This window comes from Spirillospora sp. NPDC048823, assembly GCF_043198445.1.
GTDB lineage: Bacteria > Actinomycetota > Actinomycetes > Streptosporangiales > Streptosporangiaceae > Spirillospora.
Map to the genome: position 1 here is coordinate 37,108 of NZ_JBICUT010000017.1, position 25,806 is coordinate 62,913.

At 70.4% G+C, this 25,806-nt stretch carries 23 protein-coding genes; 13 read left to right on the plus strand and 10 right to left on the minus strand.

The window, feature by feature from the left end; genetic code table 11:
• Nucleotides 1–49: 49 nt before the first annotated feature.
• Together ACGFK0_RS30755 and ACGFK0_RS30760 are read right to left on the minus strand one after the other, a co-directional pair.
• Nucleotides 50–1,942 carry a heavy metal translocating P-type ATPase gene (locus ACGFK0_RS30755; protein WP_392911162.1) on the minus strand — a complete coding sequence of 631 codons (1,893 nt, stop codon included), beginning with the start codon at nt 1,940–1,942 and terminating at the stop codon, nt 50–52.
• A gap of 134 nt (nt 1,943–2,076) precedes the next feature.
• Entirely contained in the window at nt 2,077–2,760 is a 684-nt protein-coding gene (locus tag ACGFK0_RS30760; protein WP_392911164.1) for a Crp/Fnr family transcriptional regulator, read from the minus strand.
• A 134-nt stretch (nt 2,761–2,894) separates the two neighbouring features.
• Here ACGFK0_RS30760 and ACGFK0_RS30765 point away from each other — a divergent pair, with 134 nt between their 5' ends.
• Nucleotides 2,895–3,131 carry a heavy-metal-associated domain-containing protein gene (locus ACGFK0_RS30765; RefSeq protein WP_392911166.1) on the plus strand — a complete coding sequence of 79 codons (237 nt, stop codon included), beginning with the start codon at nt 2,895–2,897 and terminating at the stop codon, nt 3,129–3,131.
• A 78-nt stretch (nt 3,132–3,209) separates the two neighbouring features.
• Here the strand turns inward: ACGFK0_RS30765 and ACGFK0_RS30770 are convergent, their stop codons facing one another.
• Entirely contained in the window at nt 3,210–5,063 is a 1,854-nt protein-coding gene (locus ACGFK0_RS30770; protein WP_392911168.1) for a class I SAM-dependent methyltransferase, read from the minus strand.
• A 350-nt stretch (nt 5,064–5,413) separates the two neighbouring features.
• Between ACGFK0_RS30770 and ACGFK0_RS30775 the strand changes: the two genes are divergently transcribed.
• From ACGFK0_RS30775 to ACGFK0_RS30785, 3 genes are all read left to right on the plus strand, one after another.
• Entirely contained in the window at nt 5,414–6,844 is a 1,431-nt protein-coding gene (locus ACGFK0_RS30775) for an OmpA family protein (protein WP_392911170.1), read from the plus strand.
• A gap of 17 nt (nt 6,845–6,861) precedes the next feature.
• Nucleotides 6,862–7,098, plus strand: coding sequence for a hypothetical protein (locus tag ACGFK0_RS30780; protein WP_392911172.1), 237 nt, complete (start codon nt 6,862–6,864; stop codon nt 7,096–7,098).
• Between the two features lie 88 nt (nt 7,099–7,186).
• Nucleotides 7,187–7,438, plus strand: a complete 252-nt coding sequence (locus ACGFK0_RS30785) for a DUF6458 family protein (RefSeq protein WP_392911174.1) — start codon at nt 7,187–7,189, stop codon at nt 7,436–7,438.
• 73 nt (nt 7,439–7,511) lie between these two features.
• On the opposite strand, the gene ACGFK0_RS30790 is transcribed toward ACGFK0_RS30785, so the two are convergent.
• The 4 genes from ACGFK0_RS30790 to ACGFK0_RS30805 all read right to left on the minus strand — a co-directional run bounded on the left by ACGFK0_RS30790 (nt 7,512) and on the right by ACGFK0_RS30805 (nt 12,884).
• Complete coding sequence (locus ACGFK0_RS30790; RefSeq protein WP_392911176.1) at nt 7,512–8,972, minus strand: dihydrolipoamide acetyltransferase family protein; 1,461 nt, start codon at nt 8,970–8,972, stop codon at nt 7,512–7,514.
• Nucleotides 8,944–9,921: an alpha-ketoacid dehydrogenase subunit beta gene (locus ACGFK0_RS30795; protein ID WP_392911178.1), complete on the minus strand. Its 978-nt coding sequence runs from the start codon at nt 9,919–9,921 to the stop codon at nt 8,944–8,946. Before ACGFK0_RS30795 ends, ACGFK0_RS30790 begins: the two co-directional genes overlap by 29 nt.
• Complete coding sequence (gene pdhA / locus ACGFK0_RS30800; RefSeq protein WP_392911180.1) at nt 9,918–11,048, minus strand: pyruvate dehydrogenase (acetyl-transferring) E1 component subunit alpha; 1,131 nt, start codon at nt 11,046–11,048, stop codon at nt 9,918–9,920. The genes ACGFK0_RS30795 and pdhA overlap by 4 nt, the downstream gene beginning before the upstream one ends.
• Nucleotides 11,049–11,264: 216 nt before the next feature.
• A complete protein-coding gene (locus ACGFK0_RS30805; protein ID WP_392911182.1) occupies nt 11,265–12,884 on the minus strand; it encodes a hypothetical protein in 1,620 nt (539 codons plus the stop codon).
• Between the two features lie 95 nt (nt 12,885–12,979).
• Between ACGFK0_RS30805 and purS the strand changes: the two genes are divergently transcribed.
• The 5 genes from purS to ACGFK0_RS30830 all read left to right on the plus strand — a co-directional run bounded on the left by purS (nt 12,980) and on the right by ACGFK0_RS30830 (nt 19,302).
• On the plus strand, nt 12,980–13,222 hold the full coding sequence (purS, locus tag ACGFK0_RS30810; protein WP_392911184.1) for a phosphoribosylformylglycinamidine synthase subunit PurS: 243 nt from the start codon (nt 12,980–12,982) through the stop codon (nt 13,220–13,222).
• 199 nt (nt 13,223–13,421) lie between these two features.
• A complete protein-coding gene (locus ACGFK0_RS30815; RefSeq protein ID WP_392911187.1) occupies nt 13,422–13,862 on the plus strand; it encodes an ATP-binding protein in 441 nt (146 codons plus the stop codon).
• 100 nt (nt 13,863–13,962) lie between these two features.
• Nucleotides 13,963–14,643 carry a phosphoribosylformylglycinamidine synthase subunit PurQ gene (purQ, locus tag ACGFK0_RS30820; protein ID WP_392911189.1) on the plus strand — a complete coding sequence of 227 codons (681 nt, stop codon included), beginning with the start codon at nt 13,963–13,965 and terminating at the stop codon, nt 14,641–14,643.
• Nucleotides 14,640–18,101 carry a phosphoribosylformylglycinamidine synthase subunit PurL gene (gene purL, locus ACGFK0_RS30825; RefSeq protein WP_392911191.1) on the plus strand — a complete coding sequence of 1,154 codons (3,462 nt, stop codon included), beginning with the start codon at nt 14,640–14,642 and terminating at the stop codon, nt 18,099–18,101. The genes purQ and purL overlap by 4 nt, the downstream gene beginning before the upstream one ends.
• Nucleotides 18,102–18,852: 751 nt before the next feature.
• Nucleotides 18,853–19,302, plus strand: a complete 450-nt coding sequence (locus tag ACGFK0_RS30830) for a hypothetical protein (RefSeq protein ID WP_392911193.1) — start codon at nt 18,853–18,855, stop codon at nt 19,300–19,302.
• Nucleotides 19,303–19,716: 414 nt separating this feature from the next.
• Here ACGFK0_RS30830 and ACGFK0_RS30835 read toward each other — a convergent pair whose 3' ends face one another.
• Nucleotides 19,717–19,953, minus strand: coding sequence for a hypothetical protein (locus ACGFK0_RS30835; protein ID WP_392911195.1), 237 nt, complete (start codon nt 19,951–19,953; stop codon nt 19,717–19,719).
• Between the two features lie 115 nt (nt 19,954–20,068).
• Here ACGFK0_RS30835 and ACGFK0_RS30840 point away from each other — a divergent pair, with 115 nt between their 5' ends.
• Together ACGFK0_RS30840 and ACGFK0_RS30845 are read left to right on the plus strand one after the other, a co-directional pair.
• Nucleotides 20,069–20,476, plus strand: coding sequence for a hypothetical protein (locus ACGFK0_RS30840; protein WP_392911197.1), 408 nt, complete (start codon nt 20,069–20,071; stop codon nt 20,474–20,476).
• Between the two features lie 284 nt (nt 20,477–20,760).
• The gene (locus tag ACGFK0_RS30845) at nt 20,761–21,171 is read left to right on the plus strand and encodes a tyrosine-type recombinase/integrase (RefSeq protein WP_392911199.1); all 411 of its coding nucleotides are present in this window, start codon (nt 20,761–20,763) and stop codon (nt 21,169–21,171) included.
• 30 nt (nt 21,172–21,201) lie between these two features.
• Here ACGFK0_RS30845 and ACGFK0_RS30850 read toward each other — a convergent pair whose 3' ends face one another.
• Both ACGFK0_RS30850 and ACGFK0_RS30855 read right to left on the minus strand, forming a co-directional pair.
• The gene (locus tag ACGFK0_RS30850; RefSeq protein WP_392911200.1) at nt 21,202–22,161 is read right to left on the minus strand and encodes a coiled-coil domain-containing protein; all 960 of its coding nucleotides are present in this window, start codon (nt 22,159–22,161) and stop codon (nt 21,202–21,204) included.
• A 353-nt stretch (nt 22,162–22,514) separates the two neighbouring features.
• The gene (locus ACGFK0_RS30855; protein ID WP_392911202.1) at nt 22,515–24,374 is read right to left on the minus strand and encodes a serine/threonine protein kinase; all 1,860 of its coding nucleotides are present in this window, start codon (nt 24,372–24,374) and stop codon (nt 22,515–22,517) included.
• Between the two features lie 157 nt (nt 24,375–24,531).
• Here ACGFK0_RS30855 and ACGFK0_RS30860 point away from each other — a divergent pair, with 157 nt between their 5' ends.
• Both ACGFK0_RS30860 and ACGFK0_RS30865 read left to right on the plus strand, forming a co-directional pair.
• The gene (locus tag ACGFK0_RS30860; protein WP_392911447.1) at nt 24,532–25,008 is read left to right on the plus strand and encodes a sterol carrier family protein; all 477 of its coding nucleotides are present in this window, start codon (nt 24,532–24,534) and stop codon (nt 25,006–25,008) included.
• A 126-nt stretch (nt 25,009–25,134) separates the two neighbouring features.
• Nucleotides 25,135–25,773 carry a LamG domain-containing protein gene (locus ACGFK0_RS30865; protein WP_392911204.1) on the plus strand — a complete coding sequence of 213 codons (639 nt, stop codon included), beginning with the start codon at nt 25,135–25,137 and terminating at the stop codon, nt 25,771–25,773.
• The last annotated feature ends 33 nt before the right edge of the window (nt 25,774–25,806 follow it).

Consider the following 25,806-nt stretch of genomic DNA (forward strand, 5'->3'; position numbering starts at 1 on the left):
GGCCGGCGGCCGAGGGGGTGCTTTCCCTTCGGCCGCCTCTGTCGTCGGGTCACGATGCCAGCCGGTCAGGATCCCGGGCCTCGGACCGGTGCGGCGTCCGGTCGGGCGTGCCGCCCGCGGTCCGGGGCGTGCCGCGGCGGCGCAGCAGACGCATCGCGTTGCCGATGACCACCAGGACCGAGATCTCGTGGACGAGCATCCCGATCGCCATCGTGACACCGCCCAGAAGGACGCCCGCGAGCAGGGCGCCGACGGTGCCGAGGGCGATGAAGATGTTCTGGCGCATGACCGAGACGGTGCTGCGGGCCATGGCGATGGCCCGGGGCAGCTTGGACAGGTCGTCCTTCATCAGGGCGATGTCCGCGGTCTCGATCGCCACGCCCGTTCCCGCCGCGCCCATCGCGACGCCGATGTCGGCGGTGGCCAGGGCGGGGGCGTCGTTGACGCCGTCGCCGACCATGGCGACCACGTGCCCGCGGGCGCGCAGGCCGGCGACGGCCTCCAGCTTGCCCTCCGGCAGCAGCTCCGCACGGACCTCGTCGACACCGACCTGCCCGGCGACCGCCTCGGCGACCCGCCGGGTGTCCCCGGTGAGCATGACGACCTTCTTCACACCGGCGGCGTGCAGGTCGGCGACCATCCGCGCCGCATCGGAGCGGACCCGGTCCGCAACGGCGACGACACCGGCCGGACGGGCGTCCACGGCCACGACCATGGGGGTCCGGCCCGCGGCGGCGAGCTCGTCGACCACGCCGGCGATCACCGCGGACGTGACCCCCTCGTCCTCCAGAAGGGCCAGGTTGCCCACCGCGACGCGGTGCCCGTCGAGGGTCGCGACGATGCCCTTCCCCGGCACCGGCTCGGTGGCCTCCGGCAGGCCGGTGATGTCGAGCCCCTCGCCGCGCGCCGCGTCGACGATCGGACGGGCCAGCGGATGCTCCGAGCCGGCCTCGGCGCGGGCCGCCCAGCCGAGCACGTCCGCGCGGCTCCACGCCGCGCCGAGGGGCACCACGTCGGTCAGGTACGGGCGGCCTTCGGTCAGCGTGCCGGTCTTGTCCAGCGCGACGGCGTCGATCCTGGCGGAGGTCTCCAGATACTCCCCACCCTTGATCAGGATGCCGTCCTTGGCGCCGCGCCCGATGCCGGCGACGATCGCGACCGGTATGGAGATGACCAGGGCGCCGGGGCAGCCGATGACCAGCAGCGTCAGCGCGAGCACGGCATCGCCGGTCGCCAGGCCGAAGGCCAGTGCCAGAGCGATGACCGCCGGGGTGTACCAGGACGAGAACCGGTCCATGAACGCGGCGGTGCGCGCCTTGGCGTCCTGGGCCTCCTCGACCCGGTGGATGATCCGGGCCAGCGTGGTGCCGGCACCGACGCCGGCGGCCCGCACCTGGAGGAAACCTCCCATGGAGACGGTTCCGGCGTACACCTCGTCGCCGGTGGTCTTCTCCACGGGGATCGACTCACCGGTGATCGACGCCTCGTCCAGCGCCCCCGTGCCGCCGGTGACCTCACCGTCGACCGGAACCCTGGCACCGTTCTTGACCAGCACCTCCTCCCCGACCGCCACCGAGGCGGCGGGCACCTCCACCTGCTCACCGCCGCGGAGCACCACGGCGACCTCGGGGGCCACCGCGACCAGCTCGGCCAGGGCCGATCTCGTCCTGCTCAGCGTCGCGTTCTCCAGCGCGTGTCCCACGGCGAACAGGAACGTCACCGCGGCCGCTTCCCAGTACTCGCCGATGATCACCGCGCCGATCGCGGCCACCGAGACCAGCAGGTCGATGCCGACCACGCGGACCATCAGGGCACGGGCCGCCTTGACCGCGATGCCCCATCCGGCCACCGCCGCCGCCGCGACCATCAGCGCGTCACCGAGCGCGTCCGCGCCCGACGCGGCCGAGGCCGCGAACGACGCGACGATCAGGAGGCCGCTCACCAGCGGCACTCTCCACCGCCAAGAACCCATCCGACTCAACTCCTCACAACGCCCTGTCAACGTCTGCCTCCGACGCTAGGCCGGGACGCCTTGACGTTCCTTGACGCGGGTCAAGCCGCTCAGGGGCGGAACGGTCAGCGGGGCACGGCCGCGTGATCGAGAGCCTCGACGTCGAGGATGACGACGTCGCGGCGGCCGCGCAGTTCGATGACACCGTCCGCGGACAGGGCGGCGAGGGAGCGGCTGAGGGTCTCCGGCGTCGTCCCCAGGTAGGCGGCCACGTCCTTCTTCGCCATCGGCAGCCGGACCGCGGGGACCCCGTCCCGCACATCGGCCGGCAGGTCGAGCAGATGGGCCGCGATACGGGCGGTGACGTCGCTGGAGGTGACCGCGGCGAGCAGCCGCTCGACGGAGGCGAGCCGGTCCGACAGCGTGCGCAGCATCCGCCGGCCGATCTCCGGGTGGTCGTGCAGCAGCGGCGAAAGGTCACGATGGTCGAACGCGCACATCCGGCTGTCTTCGAGAGCGACTGCGAAGTGCTCTGGCCGGTGACCCGTGAGGAAGGCCCGCTCGCCCACCACGTCCCCCTCGGACGCCGTGCGCAGGATCTGCTCATGGCCGCTGGCCGCCACGTGGCTGATCTTGAGGCGCCCACTGTGCATCACCAGCAGGCGGGACGCTCCGCGCTCCGGGGCGAGGACGGTCTCACCCTTCGTCACGGACACCGGGCGAGCGAGGCCCGCGACCTCGATCTGCTCCGCACGGGTCAGTCCCTGGAAGATCGGGACACGGGTCACGCACAGGTCGTCCTCGGCCATGATGCCAGCTTGCCACGCAGCGCCCCCGGGCCTGCGGGCGCTTGATCCACGTCAAGGAATCCGGCGTCCCGGTTGCCTACGGTGAAGCCGTCATCAAGAGAACGGACCGGCGAGTAAGAAGGGAAACCGGGACCATGAACGCGACAGCGAACACCACGACGACCATCCTGCGAGCCGAGGGCTTCTCCTGCCCGTCCTGCATCAACAAGATCGAGAAGCAGGTCGGCCGGCTCCGCGGCGTCGAGTCGGTGAAGGTGCACTTCGCCTCGTCCAGGGTCGAGGTCGTCCACGACCCCGCGGAGGCCGGCACCGACGAACTGGTCGCCGCGGTGAAGAAGGCCGGGTACGTCGCCCGCCCCACCGCCTTCTGACCCGACGTGGACGCGACACCCGCCTCGGCTCGGCCACCGGGGCGAGATCGCCGAATGGTCGGCCGGGCGACGGTGCCATCAGGCCGCGGGCACCTTCCGGGCGAGGATGCGGTAGGTGTTGCTGCCGCGCCGGAACGGCATGATCAGCAGGTCCAGCACGGTCGCCGCGGTGAGCAGGGGAAGGCCGACCAGCTGGCCCGCCGTGATGCGGGCGTACTGCCGGACGCCGGGCCGGTGCGGGCTCCGCCACGGATGCTCCAGGTCCACCCCGATCAGGTTGATCAGGCAGGCGGCACCGCCCCCGAGGTCGCCGCCGCGGCGCGCCTCCCGGCGGTGCACGGCGACCACCTCCATGCCCCGCTCGCGAAGGGCCCGCTCGAGGTTGCCGATGGGGATCAGGTGGAGGTGCTGCGGCGGCAGGTACGGCAGGTAGAACGTGCGCAGCAGCTTCGCGAACGGGGACTCCGGGTCCGGCATCTCCAGCAGGAAGAGCCCCTCGGGGGCGAGGACCTTGGCGGCCAGGTCCAGCTCGGCCAGCGGGTCGGCGGTGTGCTCCAGGTAGTGGTTCATGCTGATCACGTCGTAACGGCCGGCCATTTCGGGTCCGAGGTCGAAGAACTGGCCGTTGTAGGCGCGGTCGATCCAGCCGCGGCGGACGGCCTCCTCGACGCCGGTGCCCATGTCCAGTCCGTCGAACGCGGTCTCGGGGAGCACGGTGCGGGCTACGCGGCAGAAGTGGCCCTTGCCCGTGCCGACGTCCAGCCAGCGGTAGGGCGTGCCGAGCCGCTGCACCATTCGGGCGCGTGCGAGGTAGTCGCTGTTGGTGGAGCTGAGGATGAGTTCGGTCGTCTGCTCGTTGAGCCCGTCGTAGGCGTCGCGGTAGTAGAAGTCCAGGCCGTCCGGGGTCAGCCTGGGGTTCTGGAAGATGTGCCCGCACTGCTTGCAGCGGTCCAGGGGGAACCGGCCCGGCTTCCCAAGGATGACGTCCCGGGTTACCACGTGGCGGGTGAGCTCGGCGGATCCGCACCACGGGCATTCGGTGCACCGCTCGCCCTGGAAGCGCTCGACGCCCGCCTCGATCTCCTTCCAGTACCACTCCCGGGCGCGTTCCCGGCGGTCCAGCAGGCGCCGTTCCCACCTGGTGCGGGGCGCGCGCAGCGTCCGCCAGATCGACAGCGGCGTGGCGACCGGGCGGGTCCAGGCGGCCAGGTGCAGGTCCGCGGGAGCCAGCGGGGTCCGGGCGAACACGATGTAGGGGCTCAGGCAGTAGAGCAGGACGAGCCCGAGTCCCCAGCGGACGTCGATCAGTAGGCTGGACAGCACGAGCAGGTAGGCGGCCCCGGCGAAGTAGGACGTCTGCGGCAGCGCCACCGAGGGCGGCAGCGACAGCGCCAGCGAGCGCAGCCAGGCCCGCCGCTGCCCGGTCCGGTCGACGGCGTGGAACGGGGCGACCACCATGTCCGCGGACTTGACGTAGAACCGGAGCCGTCCCGTGGTCTCGCCCATCTCGCCGGCGTCGAGTCCGGTGGGTTCGGCGGAGCCGGGCAGGGGGATGTCGGAGCGTTCCAAGGAGGTCTTCGCTCGCTGGAAGGCCCCCGTCTCCAGCAGCACCGTGTAACCGGCGCCCCGGCCGAGCCCGAACCACTGCCCGCGGTAGGACCGCGGATCGACGTGGCGTACCAGGTCGAGAGCCTGCTCCACCGGCAGGTCGGACGGAACCAGGTCCAGCATCCCGATCCCGCCCCGCCGGGCGTGCTCGGCGGCGGCCTGAAGGACGGGCGCGGGGACGTCGGCGTCGGTGGCCGTGACGGCCGTGAATCCGTCAAGGGATCCTTTTGAGGCGGACAGCGTGGACAGGCCGGTGACCCTGCGGCGCATGCGCAGGCCGTTGGCCAGGACCCCGCCCATCACCGCCCAGATCAGCCAGACCACGGGGCATCCAGAGAGAACGGGGTGTGCAGGGCGGCGCACGCCGCGCTGAGCCGCCCGGCGGACGGCGTCGAAGTTGAGATCACGGTCTGTGAGCGTATGCGGTTTTTGCCACGCTGTGTCAGGCGACAGCGATGTGTAAGGACTCCACAAGATCTTGTCACTTCTTCGGGACATGCGATGACGCCCTGTTACAGCCCGGCCGTATCCCCAAACGCCGCGTGTGCCGCTCGCAAGCCGGCTGACCGGTCCAACGCACCGGAGGTGCCCTCCGCCGGGATCTGGCGGGGTGCGTCCGGGGTGACTACTCTGGCCCCCGTCCCCCGCCCGTCCTTCCCCCCGACGGATGATCGATGCGCCGTGCCCTGCCCCTCGCCGTCTCCTTTTCGGGGTTGCTGCTCCTTGCCGGCTGCGGCGGCGGTGGTGAGGCGGAGAAGGTCGATCCGCCGACGGCGGGGGTCGTCGGCTCGGCCCGTCCCGCGAACGCCGGGGGAGGGTTCGCCAAGGAGGGCTGGTTCGGCGGGGCGGACGGGCTGCACGCGCGTGTTCAGATCAAGGGTGTCGAGCGGCAGGGCACCAAGTCGGTGTTGCGCTACAGCGTGACGTCTCTGGATTCGTCCACGAAGTCCGTCGCGTTCGCCATCAGGCTCCTCGACCCGGTCGGACGCCTGCTCTACCGGCCCACCGGGTCCACGAGCGGGGACGGGTTCGCGCCCGGTGCGACCCGTGAGATGGCCGCCGAGTACCCGGCCATTCCGGCGGGCGTCGAGAAGGTCACCGTGCTCACGCCGGGCACGGCGGGGGAGTTCACCGGTGTTCCCGTGACCGGCACCGGCGACGCGGCCGCCGCGGCCTCGGCCCGGCAGCGCGGCAATCCCGCCGACCTGTACGACATCACCGAGGGCGAGATCAAGGACGTCGCGTCCAGCGGCTCGTGGGTGACGGTCGACCTGCACACCGACGTGCTTTTCGCCACCGGCTCCGCCGAACTGTCCGGACGGGCCAAGACCGTCCTGGACCAGGCCGCGCAGGAGATCAAGGCGAAGGCCATGAGCCCCCTGACGTTCGAGGGGCACACCGACGGCGAAGGCGGCGACGCCGACAACCTGAAGCTGTCCAAGGAGCGCGCGGAGGCCGTGCTGAAGGAGATGAAGTCCCGGCTCGGCGACGGCTACACCTACACGTCGCGCGGCATGGGCGAGGCGGAGCCGGTCGCCGAGGAGGGCGGCGCGGACGACGCCAAGGCGCGCGCCCGCAACCGCCGCGTCGAGATCACCTACCAGGTGAAGCGGCCGCCGGCGGGGTCGCCGAGCCCGTCCGCGATCCCGGGCCGTGGCGCCGCTCCCGCCGGGTTCCGGGCGGACGACGGCGAGACGGTCGCCAGCCGCTACGGACGCTTCGGTGAGGCGAAACGGCGCCTGGACGTCAAACCGTTCTACCGGGACGGCGCCTACATCGTCGCCGTGTTCGACATCGTGAACGAAGGGCCCGGCACGACGCCGCCCGACGCCTCCTACGCGCACAAGGACTATCCGGGAGGCGTGTTCACCTCCTTCTCCATCCAGGTGCCGGGTGACCAGACCGTCTACCGAGCCGTCCGGATCGGGCCCGCGTCGCCGGACGCCGCCGGCGCCTACGCCGACCCGGGACGCGCCGTTTTCCGGACGGAAATGAACCAGCCGGTCCGCGGCTTCGTCTATGTACCAGCGCCATCGGGGGACATCACGTCCGTCGTCTTCAATGGTGGCCCTTTCGGAAAGGTCGACAAGGTTCCAGTCTCGTAGTGGAGGAGATCCACCACATGCGTGCCGCTCCCAGCCTTCTCCTCGCCCTCTTCTGCGTCCTGTTCGGTTCGCTCCTCGCGTTCACGATCGACGACGAGACCAACTCCGACGCGTGGATGCTGCAGATCTTCGGCGTGGTCCTCATCGCCGGGGGCGCGCTGGGACTCCTCGTGAGCCTGATCGCCACCTGGAACGCCCGACGGGCCGGCGAGGGCGACGACCCCGTCCCGGGCGGGGACGGGCTGTCGCGGTGACCTACCTGCCGCCCGTTCGACGTGTGACCGGCGATCCGAACGGATAGTTAAAGAGCACGGCTACGGATCGTCTGGCGGAGGTCATCGCATGGGTGTCGGCGTCAGTGTTTTCACGATCACGCTCGGACTGATCCTCAAGTTCGCGATCAGCCCGGACGCGATGACGGACCCGGTGGACATTCACGTCATCGGCGTAATTCTGATCATCGTCGGCGGGGTGTCGTTCGCGCTCCAGTTGCTGATGATGTCGCGTACGGGTGGGCAGCAGCGCGGCCCGCGGTTCCAGGAGAGGCGGGACGAGCGCACCTACGACGGAGAGAACAACCCGCCCGTCCCCTGAACGCTCGCCCCCGAAGAAGTGGGGCCGGTGCCGCCTGCACGGCACCGGCCCCACGATTCCGTCGATCCCTGAGTTACCCCCAGGCGAGCATGCGGATCGGGTCCTCCAGCATGTCGCCGACGTCGCGGAGCACCCGCGACCCCAGTTCGCCGTCCACGATCCGGTGGTCGAACGACAGCGACAGCGTGGTGACCTTCCGGATCGCCAGCTCGCCCTCGTGCACCCACGGCATGTCCCGGATCTGGCCGAACGCCAGGATCGCGGCTTCACCGGGCGTGAGGATCGGGGTGCCGGTGTCCACCCCGAACACGCCCACGTTGGTGATCGTGATCGTTCCGTCGGACAGGTCGGCCGGGGACGCCTTGCCCGCCCGCGCCTTCTCCGCCAGGGCGTTGATCGCGCCGGCCAGGCCGGGCAGGTCGAGGTCCTGCGCGTCCTTCACCTTCGGGACGATCAGGCCCCGGTCGGTGGCCGCCGCGATCCCGAGGTTCACGTACCGCTTGACGACGATCTCCGCGCCGGACCGGCCGTCGCCCGACGGGTCGTCCACCCACGTGGAGTTCACCTGCGGGTTCCGCGCCACGGCCGTGAGCAGCGCCCGCGCCACCAGCAGCAGCGGCGACACCTTCACGTCCGCGAACTCGGGCAGCTCGCGGAGCCGTTTCACGGTCTCCATCGTCCGCGTCACGTCGACCTGGAGGAACTCGGTGACGTGCGGCGCGGTGAACGCCGAGCCGGACACCGCCGCCGCGGTCGCCTTGCGGACGCCCTTGACCGGCATCCGCTCCTCCCGCGGCCCCGCCTGGACGGGAACCCGCGGCGCCTCCGCCGCAGCCTGGGCGGCGGCGACGTCGTCGCGCGTGATCGACCCCTGCGGGCCCGACCCGGTGACGGTCGCGAGGTCGATGCCGAGGTCCTTGGCCATTTTCCGGACGGGCGGCTTCGCCAGCGGCAACCCGTTGTCCACAGGCTGTGGACGAGGAGCCGGCGGAGCCTGACGTGCCGGAGCCGGTGCCGGAGCCGGGGGCGGTGGCGGGGGCGCTGCCGCCGCCGGCGGTGGCGTTCCGTTCGTCGACTTGCGTTGGCGGCGCTTGGTCGCGCCCTCCTTGACCCCGTACCCGACGAGGACGGGCTGCCGCTTCGGGGGCTTCTCCGGGGACACCATGCCCGGCTCCTCGACGCGCGGCACGCCATCCCTCTTGATCGCCGCCGCCTGCGCGGGAGGTTCGGACACCGGCGTCGCCACGGCGCCGTCCCCGTCGGCGTCCACGGAGATGATCGGCATGCCGACGTCGACGGTCTCGCCCTCGGCGACCAGCAGTGCGGTCACCACGCCCTCGAACGGGCAGGGCAGCTCCACGATCGCCTTCGCCGTCTCGATCTCGACGATGGTCTGGTTGATCTCGACCGTGTCACCGGGCTGGACGTGCCATTTGACGATCTCGGCCTCGGTCAGGCCCTCGCCCACGTCCGGCAGCTTGAAGGTCTTCGGCTGGCTCACCGCGTCACCACCCGAAGGTCCGGTCGACGGCATCCAGGATGCGGTCGAGGTCGGGCAGGTAATGGTCCTCGATGCGGGACGGCGGATACGGCGTGGAGAACCCGCCGACCCTCAGCACCGGCGACTCCAGCCGGTAGAAGCACTTCTCGGTGATCCGCGCGGCCAGTTCCGCGCCGAACCCGTTGAACACCGGTGCCTCGTGGACGACGACGCAGCGTCCCGTCCGGTTCACCGACTCCACCACGGTGCCGATGTCGAGCGGGTTGAGCGACCGCAGGTCGATGACCTCCAGCGACCGTCCCTCCTCGGCGGCCGCGGCGGCCGCCTCCAGGCACGTCTTCACCGACGGCCCGTAGGCCAGCACGGTCACGTGCTCGCCCGGCTGGACGACCCGGGCCCGGTGCAGCGGCGTCCAGTCGGCGGACTCGGTGTCGACCTCGGCCTTCTCCCAGTACCGCCGCTTCGGCTCGAAGAAGATCACCGGGTCGGGGGACGTGATCGACTGCTGGATCATCGAGTACGCGTCCGCCGGGTTCGAGCACGCCACCACGCGCAGGCCGGCGGTGTGCGTGAAGTACGCCTCGGGCGACTCCGAGTGGTGCTCCACCGCCCCGATGCCGCCGCCGCACGGGATCCGGATGACGACCGGCAGCGACAGCGTGCCGAGCGACCGCATCCGCATCTTCGCGAGCTGCGTGATGATCTGGTCGGCCGCGGGGAACACGAACCCGTCGAACTGGATCTCGCACACGGGCCGGTAGCCCCGCAGCGCCAGCCCGATCGCCGTCCCGACGATGCCCGACTCGGCGAGCGGCGTGTCGATGACCCGCTCCTCGCCGAAGTCCTTCTGCAGCCCGTCGGTGATCCGGAAGACCCCGCCGAGCTTCCCGACGTCCTCGCCCATCATGAGGACCTTCGGGTCGTTCTCCATGGCCTTGCGCAGGCCTTCGTTCAACGCCTTGCCGAGGGTCAGGGTGGTCACTTCGCCTCCTCCTCGAACGAGGCCAGGTAGGCGGCGAACTGCTCCTGCTCCTCGGTCATCATCGGATGCCGGTCCGCGTACACGTGGTCGAACATCGACAGGGGTTCGGGGTCCGGCAGCGCCAGGCACGCCTCCCGCAGTTCCCTCGCCATCTGCTTGGCCTCGTCGTCGACCTTCTCGAAGAACCCCGAGTCCGCCAGGTCGCTCCGCACCAGGTACGCCTTGACGCGCTCGATCGGGTCCTTGAGCTTCCACGCCTCCTCTTCGGCCTTCAGCCGGTAGCGCGTGGGGTCGTCCGTCGTCGTGTGGGCGCCCATCCGGTACGTGTACGCCTCGATGAGGGTCGGGCCCTGTCCCGTCCTGGCGTTCTCCAGGGCCTTCCTGGTCACGGCCAGGCAGGCGAAGACGTCGTTGCCGTCCACCCGCAGGCCCGGGAACCCGAATCCCTGCGCCCTCTTGTAGAGCGGAATCCTGGACTGCCGTTCGAGCGGTTCCGAGATGGCCCACTGGTTGTTCTGGCAGAAGAACACGATGGGTGCGTTGAACACCGAGGCGAACACGAACGACTCGTTCACGTCGCCCTGCGATGTCGCCCCGTCCCCGAAGTACGCGATCGTCGCGCCCGCCGACGACGTGCCCAGCACGCCGTCCCGCTGGATGCCCATCGCGTACCCGGTGGCGTGCAGCGTCTGGCTGCCGATCACGATGGTGTACAGGTGGAAGCCGTGCTCGGCGGGATCCCACCCGCCGTGGCTGACGCCCCGGAACAGGCCGAGCAGCCTCAGCGGCTCCACGTCCCGGCACCACGCCACGCCGTGCTCCCGGTACGTCGGGAACACCATGTCGTGATCGGACAGAGCGCGTCCTGACCCGATCTGCGCCGCTTCCTGCCCCAGCAGCGACGCCCAGATGCCGAGCTCGCCCTGGCGGGTGAGCGCCACGGCCTCCAGGTCGATCCGGCGCACGATCACGAGATCGCGGTACAGATCGCGGACTTCCTCGGCGCTGAGGTCCAGGGGGTAGTCGGGATGCTCGACGCGCTCGCCCTCGGGGGTGAGCAACTGGACGAGCTCTGGCCCGGCGAGCTCGGGGGTGCCGGGCGCACCGCGCACGGAGTCGATCGTCATCGATGACACTCCTCGTTCGGGGCCGCCGCGCGGGATCGCCGCACGTCCGGCCGATGTCAACGACCTTGGGCCCCGGTAAGGGACAAAAGCCGCTTATGCCATCGTGGCAGACATCACACCTCGCGATGCAAGTCCGCCACCGAGGTCCCTACCCTTAGGCACATCCCCTGACCCAAACGTGATACACGCCACCGCGCCGACACCGGGCAGGCCGGCTCATTCGCGGGAGAGGGCCCGGGTGGCTCCGGCGGCGACCGTCAGGCCGAGGAGCAGGCCGGCCGTGACGATGAACATGGCGATCCACTGGTAGACGCCGTCGGGGGCGAAAACCCTCTCCTGACCGAGGTCGCCGATGGGCAGGATCAGGTCGAGCGTGTAGATGAACGCGTTGAAATGGGGGCTGTCGTCACTGTTCAGAATGGCGGGCTTGTGGAAGGAGAAGATGATCGTCCCGAAGGCGAGCAGGCCGACCAGCCAGCTCGCCGCACGGAACGGGCGGTAGCCGTAGCCGACCAGGCCGTCCTGCAGCCAGCCGACGATCTTGCGGGGGAAGCCCTGGGTCTTGCGGCGGTCCCGGGCCTTGGCGAGCAGGACCGAACGCCCGTCGGAGTCCAGGCCGAGGGCACGGTAGGTCTGGGCGAGGCGCTCGTAGGGCTGCGGGGCGTAGCCGTCGGTGTCGCGGTGCAGCCAGTCGAGACGTTCACGTGCCGTCAGCGGCGGTTCGAGCGTCTCGTACTGCAGGCCGTCCAACTGGAGGCGCTCCGGCCAGGACTTGGCGTCGTCGCGCAGCAGGTTGACACGGGCGTAGGACAGGTCCGCGATGCCGTGGATCGGCTCGGCGGTGCGCAGCAGGAGTTCCTCCGCCTGGATGCGCTGCACGCTGAGCGCCGTCCCCTCCTCGTTCCGCAGCCGGGCGTCGCGCAGGCTGAGCTGGCCGGTGATGCGGGCGCCGGCGAAGCTGACGGCGCCGACCGCGCTGAAGCCGTCCGAGCAGTAGACGTCGGTCTCCACACCCAGGTCGTCCGCGTTCAGGGCGGTGCGCTGGGGGGCCGACAGGCGTGCGCCCACGAACGACAGGTAGCCGCCGACGCGGGCGCCCCGGAGCCGGATCTCGCCCTCCGCGGAGAACCCGCCGTCGCAGAACACGTTCGCCGCCACGTCCAGGCGGCTGGCGTACAGGGCCGCGCCGGACGGGTTGTGCAGCCGCGCACCCCGGAAGATCAGCTGGCCGCCGACGCGGGCACCGGGCAGCCGGACCTCCCCGTTGGCCGCGAAGCCCTGGTCGCAGTACACGTTCGCCTCGACGGCGAGGCGGTCGGCGAGCAGCGCGTCCCCGCCCGGGTTGCTCAACTGCACGCCCGACATGTTGAGGATGCCGGTGATGTTCGCGCCGTCCAGCCACAGGCCCCCGGAGATGCGGCTGCCCTCCAGCCACAGATGCCCGTCGACCCTGGTACCGGACGCGATGAGGCCCGGCAGGCGGCAGCGCATCAGGTGGACGCTGTTCATGCTCGCCCAGTACAGATGCGGGGCCTCGTCGAATGAGCACGAGGTGAGCGCCAGCGGGACGCCGACCTCCGCGTGCCCGAGGTTCAGCGAACCGGTGATGCGGGCGCCGCCGAGCCGGACGGCGGCGACCTGACCCGGCTGGGGCTCCACCGCGCCGACGAGCAGGGCGACGAGGACCTCGGCCCTGACCGTCCGCTCACGACCCCACCGGTCGGCCTGCCCGAGGTCGTCGTAGGCGGGGTCGCCGGACGACAGGTCGACGGATTCGCCCTTGGGGAAGGCCTCCCAAAGGCGGCGTTCCGCGGGGGTGAGGTCCTCGATGTTCATCGGGCTGCTCCGGGGGTGCGGGTGGTCCGTGATGGGCAATGGTGCCGTACGCTTCAGGATCGTAAGGAAAAGCGCAGACCAGTGAGGGGGCGGTCGTGGCGCGTGTCGTCGTCGACGTCATGCTCAAGCCGGAGATCCTGGACCCGCAGGGGCAGGCGATCGCCCGCAAGCTGCCGCAGCTGGGGTACGACGGGGTGGTGGCCGTCCGGCAGGGCAAACGGTTCGAGGTGGAGGTCGAGGGAGAGGCCGACGAGGCCGCCCTGGAGCAGGTCGGCAAGATCGCCGAGACGCTGCTGGCCAACCCCGTAATCGAGAACTTCGAGGTCCGCGTTCTCTAGCCGGAAATGGCATGGAATGCCGTTCTGGTACTGGATGGAGTGGCGCGTTCCACGGCGTTTTCCCGCAACGACCCGTGAGTATAGCGATTACGGAAGTTTCCGCCGGGGAAGTGTTAGCTGCGTCGAGTCGTCGAGCACGCTCCGGGGACCGGGGGAACGGCCAGGAAGCCCGGGGCATGGACGAGGTGTCCGGGTGGATATGAGGTTCTCGCTCTCGCTTCCGCGCGAGGCGCTCACCATCCCGGTGATCAGGCGGGTGGTCGGGGACGCGCTGCGGGGGCTGGGCGTTTCCGACGACTGCGTCGACGACGTGCTGGTCGCCACCTCCGAGGCGTGCACGAACGTCGTCCAGCATGCCCGCGCCGCCGGTGAGTACAAGGTCACAGGACACGTGGACGAGGGCGTCTGTGTGCTCAAAATCATGGACCGGGGCCGCGGGCCCCGGCCGGCCCCCGAGGATCGGGGGGTGATGAGCGAGTCCGGCCGCGGGATCAGGATCATGCGGGCTCTGGTGGATGACCTGGACATCGACACCTCGCCCGACAGGGGCACCGTCGTTCACCTGCGAAAGCGGCTGAGCTGGCGGGACGAGGCCCTCGTCCGGCGCCTCGACCGCAAACTCATCCACAGCGCCGGGTAGATTGGTAGGCGCGCGCGGGGGAAAACGACGCGCAGCGGGGTGATCGGCGGAGGAGATACCGCCCGTCCCGGCCGCCCCTCATTTCGGAGGAACAGAAGAGATGGATGCTGCCCGGGTCGGGGTCATCACCTTCCCCGGTTCTCTCGATGACAAGGACGCCGCACGTGCCGTGCGGCTGGCCGGCGCGGAGCCGGTCGCCCTCTGGCACGGCGACCATGACCTGCAGGGAGTCGACGCTGTCGTCCTGCCCGGCGGGTTCTCATACGGGGACTATCTGCGTGCCGGGGCGATCGCCCGGTTCGCGCCGCTGATGTCGGAACTGGTGGCCGCCGCCGAGGCGGGCCTGCCGGTCCTCGGCATCTGCAACGGCTTCCAGGTGCTGTGCGAGTCGCACCTGCTGCCGGGCGCGCTGCTGCCGAACGCCGGCCTGCACTTCGTCTGCCGCGACCAGCGGCTGCTGGTGGAGAACGCGGACACCGCCTGGACGACCGAGTACCGGGAGGGCCAGGAGCTGGTGATCCCGATCAAGAACCGGGACGGCCGGTACACCGCCGATCGGGAGACACTGACCGAACTGGCCGACACCGGCCGGATCGTCGCCCGCTACCTGGACCTGAACCCCAACGGCTCCCTCGATGACATCGCCGGGATCTGCAACGAGGCCGGCAACGTGGTCGGGCTCATGCCGCACCCCGAGCACGCCGTGGAGTCACTGACCGGCCCGTCCACCGACGGGCTCGGCTTCTTCACCTCCATTGTCAAGAGACTGGTCAACGCATGAGCGAGCAACCGCCACACGCCTCCGGGCGCGCCACCCGGGAATCCTCGGACGAGCCTTCGATGGAGTGGCTCGGCGAGCTCAAGTCCGACGCGGACGACCCCGAACTCGAGCCGGTCGACCACTCGGTCACCCAGGCCTTCGAGGCCATGCTCGACGAGGCCAAGCCCGCCGCGAAGCCGGCCGCCGCTCTGCCCGAACCGGCCGCCGTCCAGCCGCAGCCGGTGGCGCGGCCCGTCCCGGGCGTCCAGCCGCAGCCGTCCATCCAGGTCGACCCGACCGTCCAGGCCATGCTCAGGACGGCCCAGCCGGGTCCAGCGCTCGGCGGCCCGGCGCTCGAAGCCGGGCCCGCCGAAGGGCCGGCTCAGGAGTTCGCGCGTGCCCTGGCCGAGGAGCGCGCCGCCGGCGACCCCGCGTCCACCCTGGCGGACCCGACGCTCACCACGCCCGACCTGAACGGCTACACCGCCCCGCCCCTGCCGACGGACCCCGGCACCAGCCCGCGGCCGGTGGCCGGCCCCGGCACCGGCCCGCAACCCGCCGTAGGCCCCGGCACGGGCCCGCAACCCGCAATCGGCCCGGGCACCGGCCCGCAGCCCGCTGTAGGCCCGGGAACGGGCCCGCAGCCCGCCGTAGGCCCCGGCACGGGCCCGCAGCCCGCAATCGGCTCAGGGACCGGCCCCCAGCCCGCTGTAGGCCCGGGAACGGGTCCGCAGCCCGCGGTCGAGGCTCAGCCGCCTTTCAGCCCTCCGTTCCCGCCCGGCCCGGGCACAGGCCCCCAGCCCGCGGTAGGGACCGGCACGGGCCCGCAGTCCGCCGTTGAGGCTCAGCCGCCCTTCAACCCTCCCTTCCCGCCCGGCCCCGGCACAGGCCCCCAGCCGACGGTCGGCCCCGGAACGGGCCCGCAGCCCGCCTTCCGCTCCGGAACGGGCCCGCAGCCCGCCGTCCGCCCCGGCACGGGCCCGCAGCCTGCGATCGGGGGCCCGGGGACGGGCCCGCTGCCCGCTGTCCGCCCCGGGTCGGGTCCGCAGCCCATGATCGGCCTGAACACGGGCCCGCAGCCGCCCGTCCACGGCGACGGACGCGGCACCGGCCCGCAGCCCGCCGTCGGCCCCGGAACCGGCCCGCAGCCCGCGCTGGGCTTCGGGACGGGCCCGCAGCCCGCCATCGAGACGTCCGCCCCGGTTTACCCCGGTACGGACACGGTGGCGATCGCCGCCGCGTCCCCCGAGCGCCCGCAGCCGTACGCCGAGCTCGGGATGAACGACGAGGAGTACCGGCGCGTCCGCGACATCCTCGGCCGCCGTCCCACCTCCGCCGAGCTGGCGATCTACTCGGTGATGTGGAGCGAGCACTGCTCGTACAAGAGCTCCAAGGTGCACCTGCGCCAGTTCGGTGAGAAGGCCCCCAAGACCGACAAGCTGCTCGTCGGCATGGGCGAGAACGCCGGTGTCGTGGACGTCGGCCAGGGCTGGGCGGTCACCTTCAAAGTCGAGTCGCACAACCACCCGTCCTACGTGGAGCCCTACCAGGGCGCCGCGACCGGTGTCGGCGGGATCGTCCGCGACATCATGTCGATGGGCGCCCGGCCGATCGCGGTGATGGACTCCCTCCGCTTCGGCCCGGCCGACGCCCCCGACACCCAGCGCGTCCTGCCCGGCGTGGTGGCCGGCGTGGGCGGCTACGCCAACTCGCTCGGCCTGCCCAACATCGGCGGCGAGACCGTCTTCGACGCCTGCTACGAGCAGAACCCGCTCGTGAACGCGCTGTGCGTCGGCGTCCTGAAGCACGAGGACATCCAGCGCGCCGTGGCCCCCGGCCCCGGCAACAGGGTGATCCTGTTCGGCGCTCTGACGGGCCCGGACGGCATCGGCGGCGCGTCCGTTCTCGCGTCGGCGACGTTCGACGAGGAGTCGCACCAGAAGCGGCCGTCCGTCCAGGTGGGCGACCCGTTCATGGAGAAGCTGCTCATCGAGTGCTGCCTGGAGCTGTTCAACGAGGACCTCGTGGTCGGCATCCAGGACCTCGGCGCCGCCGGCGTGTCCTGCGCGACGACGGAACTGGCCGCGGCCGGCACCGGTGGCATGCACGTCGACCTCGACGCCGTTCCGCTCCGCGACGAGACGCTCCTCCCCGAGGAGATCCTCATGAGCGAGTCGCAGGAGCGCATGATGGCGGTGGTCACGCCCGACAAGGTCGACCGCTTCATGGAGATCTGCGGCCGCTGGGAGATCCCGGCGACCGTGATCGGGACGGTCACCGACACGCGCCGGCTGGTCATGACGTGGCGGGGCGAGACGATCGTCGACCTCCCCCCGACCACCGCCGCCGACGAGGGCCCGGTGTACGAGCGCCCGATGCAGCCTCCGCACGACCTCGGGACGCTGCAGTCCGACACGCCGGGGCGCCTCACCCGCCCGTCCAACGGCGACGAACTGCGCCGCACCGTCCTGTGGCTGGCCGGGTCGCCGAACCTCGCGAGCAAGACGTGGGTGACGTCCCAGTACGACCGCTACGTCCTCGGCAACACGGTCATGGCCATGCCGGAGAACGCGGGCGTGGTGCGCATCGACGACGAGTCCGGCCTGGGCATCGCCCTTTCCCTCGACGGAAACGGCCGCTACACCCGCCTGGACCCGTACGCGGGCGCGCAGCTCGCGCTGTCCGAGGCGTACCGCAACGTCGCCGCCACCGGCGCACGGCCCCTGGCCGTCACCAACTGCCTCAACTTCGGCTCCCCGGAGGACCCGGGCGTCATGTGGCAGTTCGCCCGCGCGGTCGAGGGCCTGGCGGACGGCTGCCAGTACCTCGGCATCCCCGTCACGGGCGGCAACGTCAGCTTCTACAACCAGACCGGCGCCACGCCGATCAACCCGACCCCGGTCATCGGCGTCCTCGGCGTCCACGACGACGTCCGCCGCCGCGTGAACATGTCGCTCACCACCGACGGCGCAACGATCGCGCTGCTGGGGGAGACCCGCGAGGAGTTCGGCGGCTCGGAATGGGCCCACGTGGTCTACGGCCACCTGGGCGGTCTGCCGCCGCTGGTCGACCTGAAGGCCGAGACGGCACTGGCGTCCGTCCTGGTCAACGCCATCCGCGACGGGCTGGTGACCGTCGTCCACGACCTGTCGGACGGCGGCCTGTCCCAGACCCTCGTGGAGTCGTGCCTGCGCGGCGGCCTCGGCGCCCGGATCACCCTGCCGGGCGACCCGTTCGTGTCACTGTTCAGCGAGTCGGTGGCCCGCGCCATGGTCGCCGTCCGCCCGGGCGCCGAAGCGCGCCTGGCGGCCCTGTGCGAGTCGGCGGGCGTCCCCGTCACCCAGATCGGCGTGGCGGGCGGCGACTCCCTGAGCGTGACGGGCCGCGGCCCCGACGGCGACCAGCAGGAGCTGTTCAGCATCCCGCTGTCCGAACTCCGCGAGTCCCACGAACGCACCCTCCCCAGCTACGCCGACTGAGGACCGTCCAACAGAAGGGCGCCCTCCGCTGGGGGGCGCCCTTCGCGCTGGGTCACCCGCATCCAAAACGGTCTTCTGCTTGTTCCGAGCAGATGGTCTACTGATGTCATGGCCATTGTCCGGAGGCTGGTCCGAAACGTCCTTGGCGGACTGATCAACTAAACACCACCTCGCATCAGACGCGACATACTCGCATCTGACGCGATGTCATGCCCGGCGAACCCGGGAAACAGCAGGTAGAGCCGACCGCGGCCGCATACGACGAACTCGGCGTACGTCGCCGCTACAGGTGAATGACCCAGCTCAAACGTCTTCTTCAAGTGCGCGAATAGCCCATCAGATGCCATTCGTCCCCTTACTAGAAGACCGAGTTCTGAACCCCCCAAGATCACGACCTGCAACGATCCTCCGGACAACCGTCCTGACCTGCTGCCTGTCCCCTCGGTGGCTCTCATCGTCTCGTAGGTGATCGTGCCCTCATGTGCCCCCGATGTGCCCTGCCCGGCTATCGGGGGCGCGGTGCTGCCCTCGGCAGGGTGGAGTGACCAAGAAGACTGACCCCCACCTGACCAGCAAACGGACGGCCCCACACTGCAAAACCGGGGCCGTCCGTTCCGCGGTGGTTCCGCGGGGCGTCGATGTCACGGTGCTGGCGGGTCAGACCGGCCTTGTGCGTCATCGTCACTATCCGCTGGCGACCTACCTCTCGCGCGTGCCAAGATCGAGGTGGCTGTCTCAAGAGGAGGGCGGGATGGATGCTCTCGTAGTGTGGACGGCCGCCCTGCCCATGTTTTGGGGCGTGGCCTTCGGCCAATTGTGGCTCCAGCGAAGGTACTGTTCATGGCTGGTGTGCGTAGCGGGAAAGAGCGTTGCCGGGGCCGTCCTTCTCACGGTGGTTGTGCACCTGGGAGCCATGTCGCTGTTCGCGATCATTGCATTTTTGATCAACGATCTGGTAGTGCCAAATTTCCCGACTTGGTTCGCTGTCTTCCTGTTCGTATTGGCGGCTATGGTTTACTCGCCGCTGGTCGGCCTAGCGATCCCCGCGCGGAGCTGGCCTCCCTATGAGACCGTTCGGCCTGCTCTGGAAGAAGCCGGGGCGACACTCGGGCAGGAACGGGCGGTTGCTTGGATAGGTGGGCTGCTGACGTTTCCTGGAATGAGCGCCGTCGCGGGAGGAGCCGCGATCCTGTTCGGATGAACACACGCTTTGGCTTCCCGTCTGCCGTCGTCCCGCGTTTCACGCTGCTGGCCCTGGTCTGGTAGATCTCCGATCGGGACGGCGGCAGACGGGAAGCTCCTCCCTACCTGACCCCTCGGCGACCGTCACGGACACGCCCCGTGCTTCCCGGAGTCGGAGTGCCCCCGCCGGAGGCAAAGAAGACCTCGGCCACGTGAGACCGGATGACGGGCGGTGGCGCGACCCAGTGACTGCCGGCACCTGGCGGACGGGGCGGCGGTGGCAGGATGCGCGGTCCGGCGCGGCCGTCCGGTGACCGGCGCCCACGCCGCACGCTCCGGGCGGCCTGGCGCGGGGCCGCGCAGCGGCCTGAGCGCCGCCGCCCCTTGATCCAAAACAGCGGAATTCGGCAAGGTATCGCGTGCTTGTCCGTACTTAGCTGCGGGACTGGGCTTCGCTCGTAGTGCTGATCAGGGATCTGATGTCGTCGGCCAGTGCGGGAGTCGTAGCCACGGTGGCGGCCGAGGTAGAGGCGTGGTCGCTGCCGTCCTGGTCGGTGACCTTGGCTCCCGCTTCGCGGGCGATGATGACTCCGGCGGCCATGTCCTCGCCTCCCCGCGCTGACCTGGGCGTCGGCCCCTCGGTGACTCTCGACGTCTCGCGGCCGGTCATGAGGTCATGTGCCCTCGATGTGCCCTGAGCCTGACGCTGCCCAGCGAACGAACGGCGTCGCTGTGTGTAACCCGGGGTCGTCCAGGCTGCGATTGCTCCGCGCTACGCTTCGCCGATGGCAAGGGCGAACGCTGATCCAGGAGTCATCGCACGCTTTCGGGGCGGCCTGGAAGCCGGCTTGCTGCACGTGACCGACTCGGAGTCCCGGGAGTACTTCGATTCCGACGACTGCGCGAATGGCTTCGTTGTCGGCCGTACCTTCGTGATCGTTGGAGCGGCTTGCTTCGTTGACGATCTTGTGGATGTGCGCGTCCGTAGTGATGGCTCGCGTATTCCGTCACCACCGGTGTTCGCCGGACCTCTGGAGGTGGCGAGCGGTGCTCTGGTGGTCGGCGACCTCACGCGCGAAGAAGAACTCGGCGTCGTGGTGCCGGTCGATGCCGGAACCGTGCACGTGACGATCGTCCGCAATCACGACCAATTTGCTACTGAGGTCGATGTGACGCTGAGCCCTCCGAGGTGACGAACTGGCGTCACCCCGCGCCGCCAACCCGGCATCGCTCCGGAGTGCCCATTCGCGCGAACGGTGAGACGTTGTGACAGAGCTTGGCGCGCGAATGGGTGCTCCGGCTCCAGGAGGGGTCTGGGGAACCACGGGGTTCCCCAGTAGCGCACGCGCAACCGATCTTCCGGCTATCTTCCCCGCTGACTCCAACGGCGCTCGACCACAGTCACGCCCTGGTGCTCGTCGCCGAACGGGCTTAGAGCTTCGGTGTCGAATCGTCAGGGCGGCGGCGCGCCCTTGCGGTGAGCGGTCGGGGCGGGGCCGGCGGGCGTGGCACGACGTGCGGCCCCGCGCGGCCGTCCGGTGACCGGCGCCCACGCCGCACGCTCCGGGCGGCCTGGCGCGGGGCCGCGCAGCGGCCCGAGCGCCGCCGCCCCTTGAAGCCTGCGCTCTTGCGTGCCGATGTTTCGGCAACTCGGGACAACGGCTTTCACGCGCTGCGGCATCACTTCGCCAGCGTGCTCCTGGAGCAGGGTGTTGACATTCGGGCGCTGGCCGAGTTCCTCGGGCACGCTGACCCCGGTTTCACGCTCCGTACCTACACGCATCTCATGCCGTCCAGCCGGGATCGGATGCGCAGGGCGATTGATGACACGTGGGGAACGATTCCGGGCACGAGTGCCCTGGATGTGCCCTCTCGGGAGATCTCGTGAGCTGCGGCCCTGGTCGGAGGGCCTGCACGCCTAGAAGACCGAGATGTGGACGTGGTCGTAGTGGTTCGCGGTGTTGCCGCCTCGGTTCGACATTGAGCGCCAGCCGGGGCTGCGCATGTCGTAGATGCGCTGCCGCCAGATCACGTACTTGATGCCTAGGGCGCTCGCGTGGGAGATGGCGTACTGGGCGGCCTGGTCGCCTTGGGCTCTCGCGCTGCCGGAGGCCATCACGCCGCCGGTCGTCACCATGAAGTCGCAGGCGCGGCCGGTGCCGTGGTCCTGGGGGTCGCCGGTGCTGCGGACGCAGCCGATGGTCGGGAACGGGCCGAACTCCACGTCGATGGTGTTCTTGACCTTGAGCATGCGGGGGGTGACGCCGCCCATGCCGACGCTCGGCGACTCGGGCTTGTACTTCTTGACCAGTTGCTTGATCTTGGCCTGGCGGCTCTTCAGGTCCTTGATCTCGGCCTTGAGCTGCGTCATCTTCTCTTCGGCCTGCTTACGGGCCTTGATCTGGTCGTTGACGAGCTTCTGGATCTGCTCGACCTTCGCGGCCTGGTTCTGTGCCATGTGGCTGACGAGGCTGGCGTTGCTGAGGAGTTCGCTCGGGTCCGCGGCGGCCAGGAAGGTGACCGTGGGGTCCTCGCCGTTCGTCATGTACTTGGTCGCGGCGATCCGGGCGACGACGTTGCGGGCCTCGACGAGGTCCTTCTCCAGGACCTTCGACTTGTTGTGCGCCTTCTTCGCGGCGTACTGGGCGTCCTTGAGCTTGGCCAGGTCGCCGCCGTACTCCTTTTCGAGCTGTTCGATCTGCCCGTTCAGCTTGCGGAACTTGGCGCTGTCGCCCGGGTCGTACGGGGCGGACGCGGGTGCCGCGGCGCCGGCGGACGGTGTGGCGGTACCGAGCAGCGGCAGTGCGGTGGCGATCGCCACGAGAGCCAGGGCGGTGCGTCGTCCACTGCGCCTGCGTGTGGAGGCGGGGGTCTCCACCTGTTCTCCTCTCGTCACGGCCGTAGGTCAACGAACATTAAAAGAACCGTCTGTGCCTCGCCAAGGCTAAACCCCTGGTGTGGATGAGACGGCGCGAAGCGCGAGATGCCGGTTCCGTTGCCGGGAGCCGAGCCATCTTACGGGACACGGCTTACGGCTCCGCCTTGCGGGCAAAGCCGGTTCGGCTGCAGCCGTGAGCACTTCAGGGTACGGGGTGGAGTTGTCGTTGGTTCACTGTCCGCGCTTGCGGGCACGTCGCCGACGTTCCGGGGGCGGCCGAGATCGGTATCTCGATCGCGAGAACCTTAGCGGAACTACCCAGATTTAGGGTGCAAATTGGGTGTTCCGCCCGGTCAGCTGCGGCTCAACATGCCTCCGTAGGAGAGGTTCGTCCCGGGCCTGGTCCACGTGTACTGCAGCGTCCCGTCCGGCTGCCGGGTGATCTGGACGACCCCGGACGTGCACGGCTTGCCGATGGCCAGGGACATCTTCAGCGCGCTTTCCGTGCCCCTCGTCAGCCTGAGCGTGCCGTTGCACTTCTCCCGGGGGTAGACCGCCTGTGCGGTCGTGCCGCCCACCTCGAACGTGACCTCCACGGGGAACGACACGTTGCGGTTGGTGTTGACCACCGTCCCCTTCCATGTCCCCCCGAACGATGACGGGATCGTCGTCACCGGACGGTTGTTCGACGCGTTGGCGCTGTCGGGCGGTGGCCCTTCGTCGGCCTTGAGCTGGGGCCACAGCACCAGCGCGATGATGGCGATCCCCACGCCGACGCCTATGAACAGCGAAAGCGCCACCCCGAGCACGTGGTTGCTGGGGCGCCGCATCTTGCTCAGGGCCGCCAGCGGCGAGGAGCCCCTTCCGCCGCTTTCACGAACATCTCCCATGCCCGGGACGAGCGGGGACGGTTCCGTGGTGTTCGCGTACTCCAGGTCGATCGCGTCGAACGTGGCGGTCGGGTCGGGGCCGACCGCGTCGAACCTCGCGGTCTGGTCCGTCCGGTCGGGGCGTCGTGGCTCGAACGCGTTGAAGGTCGTGGTCTCCTCGAAGGCGCCCGGGTCGAGGTCGGCCGGGGGCGGTGCGGGCTCGGGCTGTGACCTGCGCGCGCGCGAGAGCTTGCCCAGCAAGGGCAGGGACGGCGACGGAGCGGTCTCCGCGGCAGGGGGCGAAGGGACGCCCGGGGGAGGCCCGGCAGGTGCGTTCGGGCCAGGCCCTGGCAGCCCCGGGGCGAACGTGGGCGCCACGCCGGGGTCGGGGGCCATGGGACGCGGCTGCGCACCCATGGGCGGCATCGGCGGAGGTGGCACGGCCGGGGGTGCGGGCGGCTGCGCGGCCGCGCCCGAGGCGAGGGCGAGGCCTTCGTCGACCATGGAGGACGGCATGCGGCCGGCCAGCGGGTTCGTCCCGTCCAGGAGCCCCTGGAGGAGATCCTTGGCCGTCGGACGGTCGGCCGGGTCCTTGACGAAGGCGCCGGCCAGCACCTCGCGCAGCGAATCGGGGACGCCGGTCAGGTCCACCTCGTCGTAGACGATCCGCTGCATCACCTCTGACGGCGAGCCGGTCCCGAAGGGCTGCCTGCCCGTCGCGGCGAACAGGATCGTCGACGCCCAGGCGAACACGTCCGCGGCGGGTCCGATGCCCCTGCCGCTGAGCTGCTCCGGGGCCTTGTAGGAGGGGTCCTCGGTGATGTGCCCGGAGAAGGCCACGTTCACCGCCTCCAGGGCGCGGGCGATACCGAAGTCGCTCAACCTCGGGCCGTCCCGTCCCAGGAGGACGTTCCCGGGCTTCAGATTGTGATGAAGGGCACCCGCCCGGTGGACGGCCGCGAGGGCGATCGCCATGCCGACCGCCAGACGCTCGACGACCGCGCCGCCGCGCACGCCCTCCTCGTCCACGAGCTGCTGGAGGGACGGCCCGTCCACCCATTCGCTCACCACGAAGGGACGGTCGCCCTCCACATCGGCGTCCAGGATCGCCGCCGTGCAGAAGCCGGACACCTTCCGGGCGGCGGTGAACGCGCCGTTGAACCGTGTCCTGGCGACGGGCTCGCCGCTCAGCCGCACATGCAGGACCTTCACGGCGACCTGGCCGCCCGCAGGGTCCCTGCCGACGAAGACGGCGCCCTGCTCGCCGACGCCGAGCCGTCCCGTGATCTCGTACGAGCCGAGTCTTCGCGGGTCACCCGGCTGCAGGGGCAGCGCCTCGGGCATCTGACGAACCTCCGTGTCCTCCAGGGACCGCGTCCCTGGTCTCCCCGTTCCCTTCACTCCCCCATGCCTGGCGGGGTCCTTTTTACCGTCTGTGCGGTGTCCCGGGCGCCACCGCAGGCGAATGGCCGTGGGCCATGACCCGGTAACGTCGGTGGCGATGCCGCGAAAACCGCTTTCCCTCGCTGTCCTGAACGAGCAGCGCACCGCGCTCGGCCTGCCGGCGTACACCGGCGTGGACGAACCGGCCGCGCTTCGTCGCGCGGCCCTGGACACCGTTCTCGCCTGCATCGAGGCAGGGAACGCCGAACCGTCCCGGCCGGTCGTCAAAGGAGCGGTGCGCTTCCTGCTCGACCGGCTCGCCGAGCTGGCGCCCGGCCGTTCTGTGGAGGTTCGCGTCCCCCCTTACGCCGCCGTTCAGTGCATCGACGGCCCGCACCATACCCGGGGTACACCACCGAATGTGGTGGAGATGGACGCCACCGCCTGGGTTGCCTTGGCCACAGGCCGGTTGGCCTGGGCCGACGCCGTCGCGGACGGACGGGTCCGCGCCAGCGGCGCGCGCGCGGATCTGTCCGGTCATCTTCCGCTGCCCATCGGCCTGCCCGTCGATCAGGGGACTTCGGAGCCCGGCTGAGAGACAGTGTCCGGGAGGACGGCCGAGCCGGGCTATTGGCCGATCGTCCAGTTCGGGTCTTGCCGAGACCGCCGGGCGCTGCCAGCGTGGTCACCACCGTCCGTTCGGGGCGCTGGAGGTGATCCCGTGCTGATCGCGCACTGGACGTTCGACGTCGGCACCGTGGACGGCCGCCGGGTGGCCGACGCGGCCGGCGCCGCACCCGCCGCCGAGCTGAACGACGACGCCGAGATCGTCCCGGGCAGGGACGGGGAGGCGCTGTCGCTCGGCGGGAGCGGCCGGGCCGTGATTCCCGCCACACCTCAGCTCGTCCTGAGCCAGGTGTTCGGGTTCAGCGTGACGTTCTTCGTCCACGTCGCGGAGGAACCGACCGGAGAGTGGCGCAGTCTCGTCTACAAGCCGGTCGCCGAGAACGACGCGCGGGGCCTCGGCCTGTGGCTGTACCCGGACGCGATGCGGCTGCGGGTCCAGTTGTTCACCGTCAAGGGGCCGGACTACGCCGACAGCCGCGCCAGGCTGGCTCTGGGCGAATGGGTGCACATCGCGTTCGTCGTCGACGCCGCCGGGATGTCCCTCTACATCAACGGCAGACTGGACGTGACCGTCCCTCTGGAACATGCCGTCGTCACACCGGCCGGCCCCATCTACCTGGGCAGCGAACCCACCAAGCCTGGATTCGGCGGCCTCCTGGACGATTTCCGCGTCTACGCCTCGGCGCTCGGCGAGGAGGCCGTCCGCTCGCTCGCCGACTACCGAAGCCCCTAGGAGACCGTAGGAGCCCCGGAGCCCCTTGGAGCC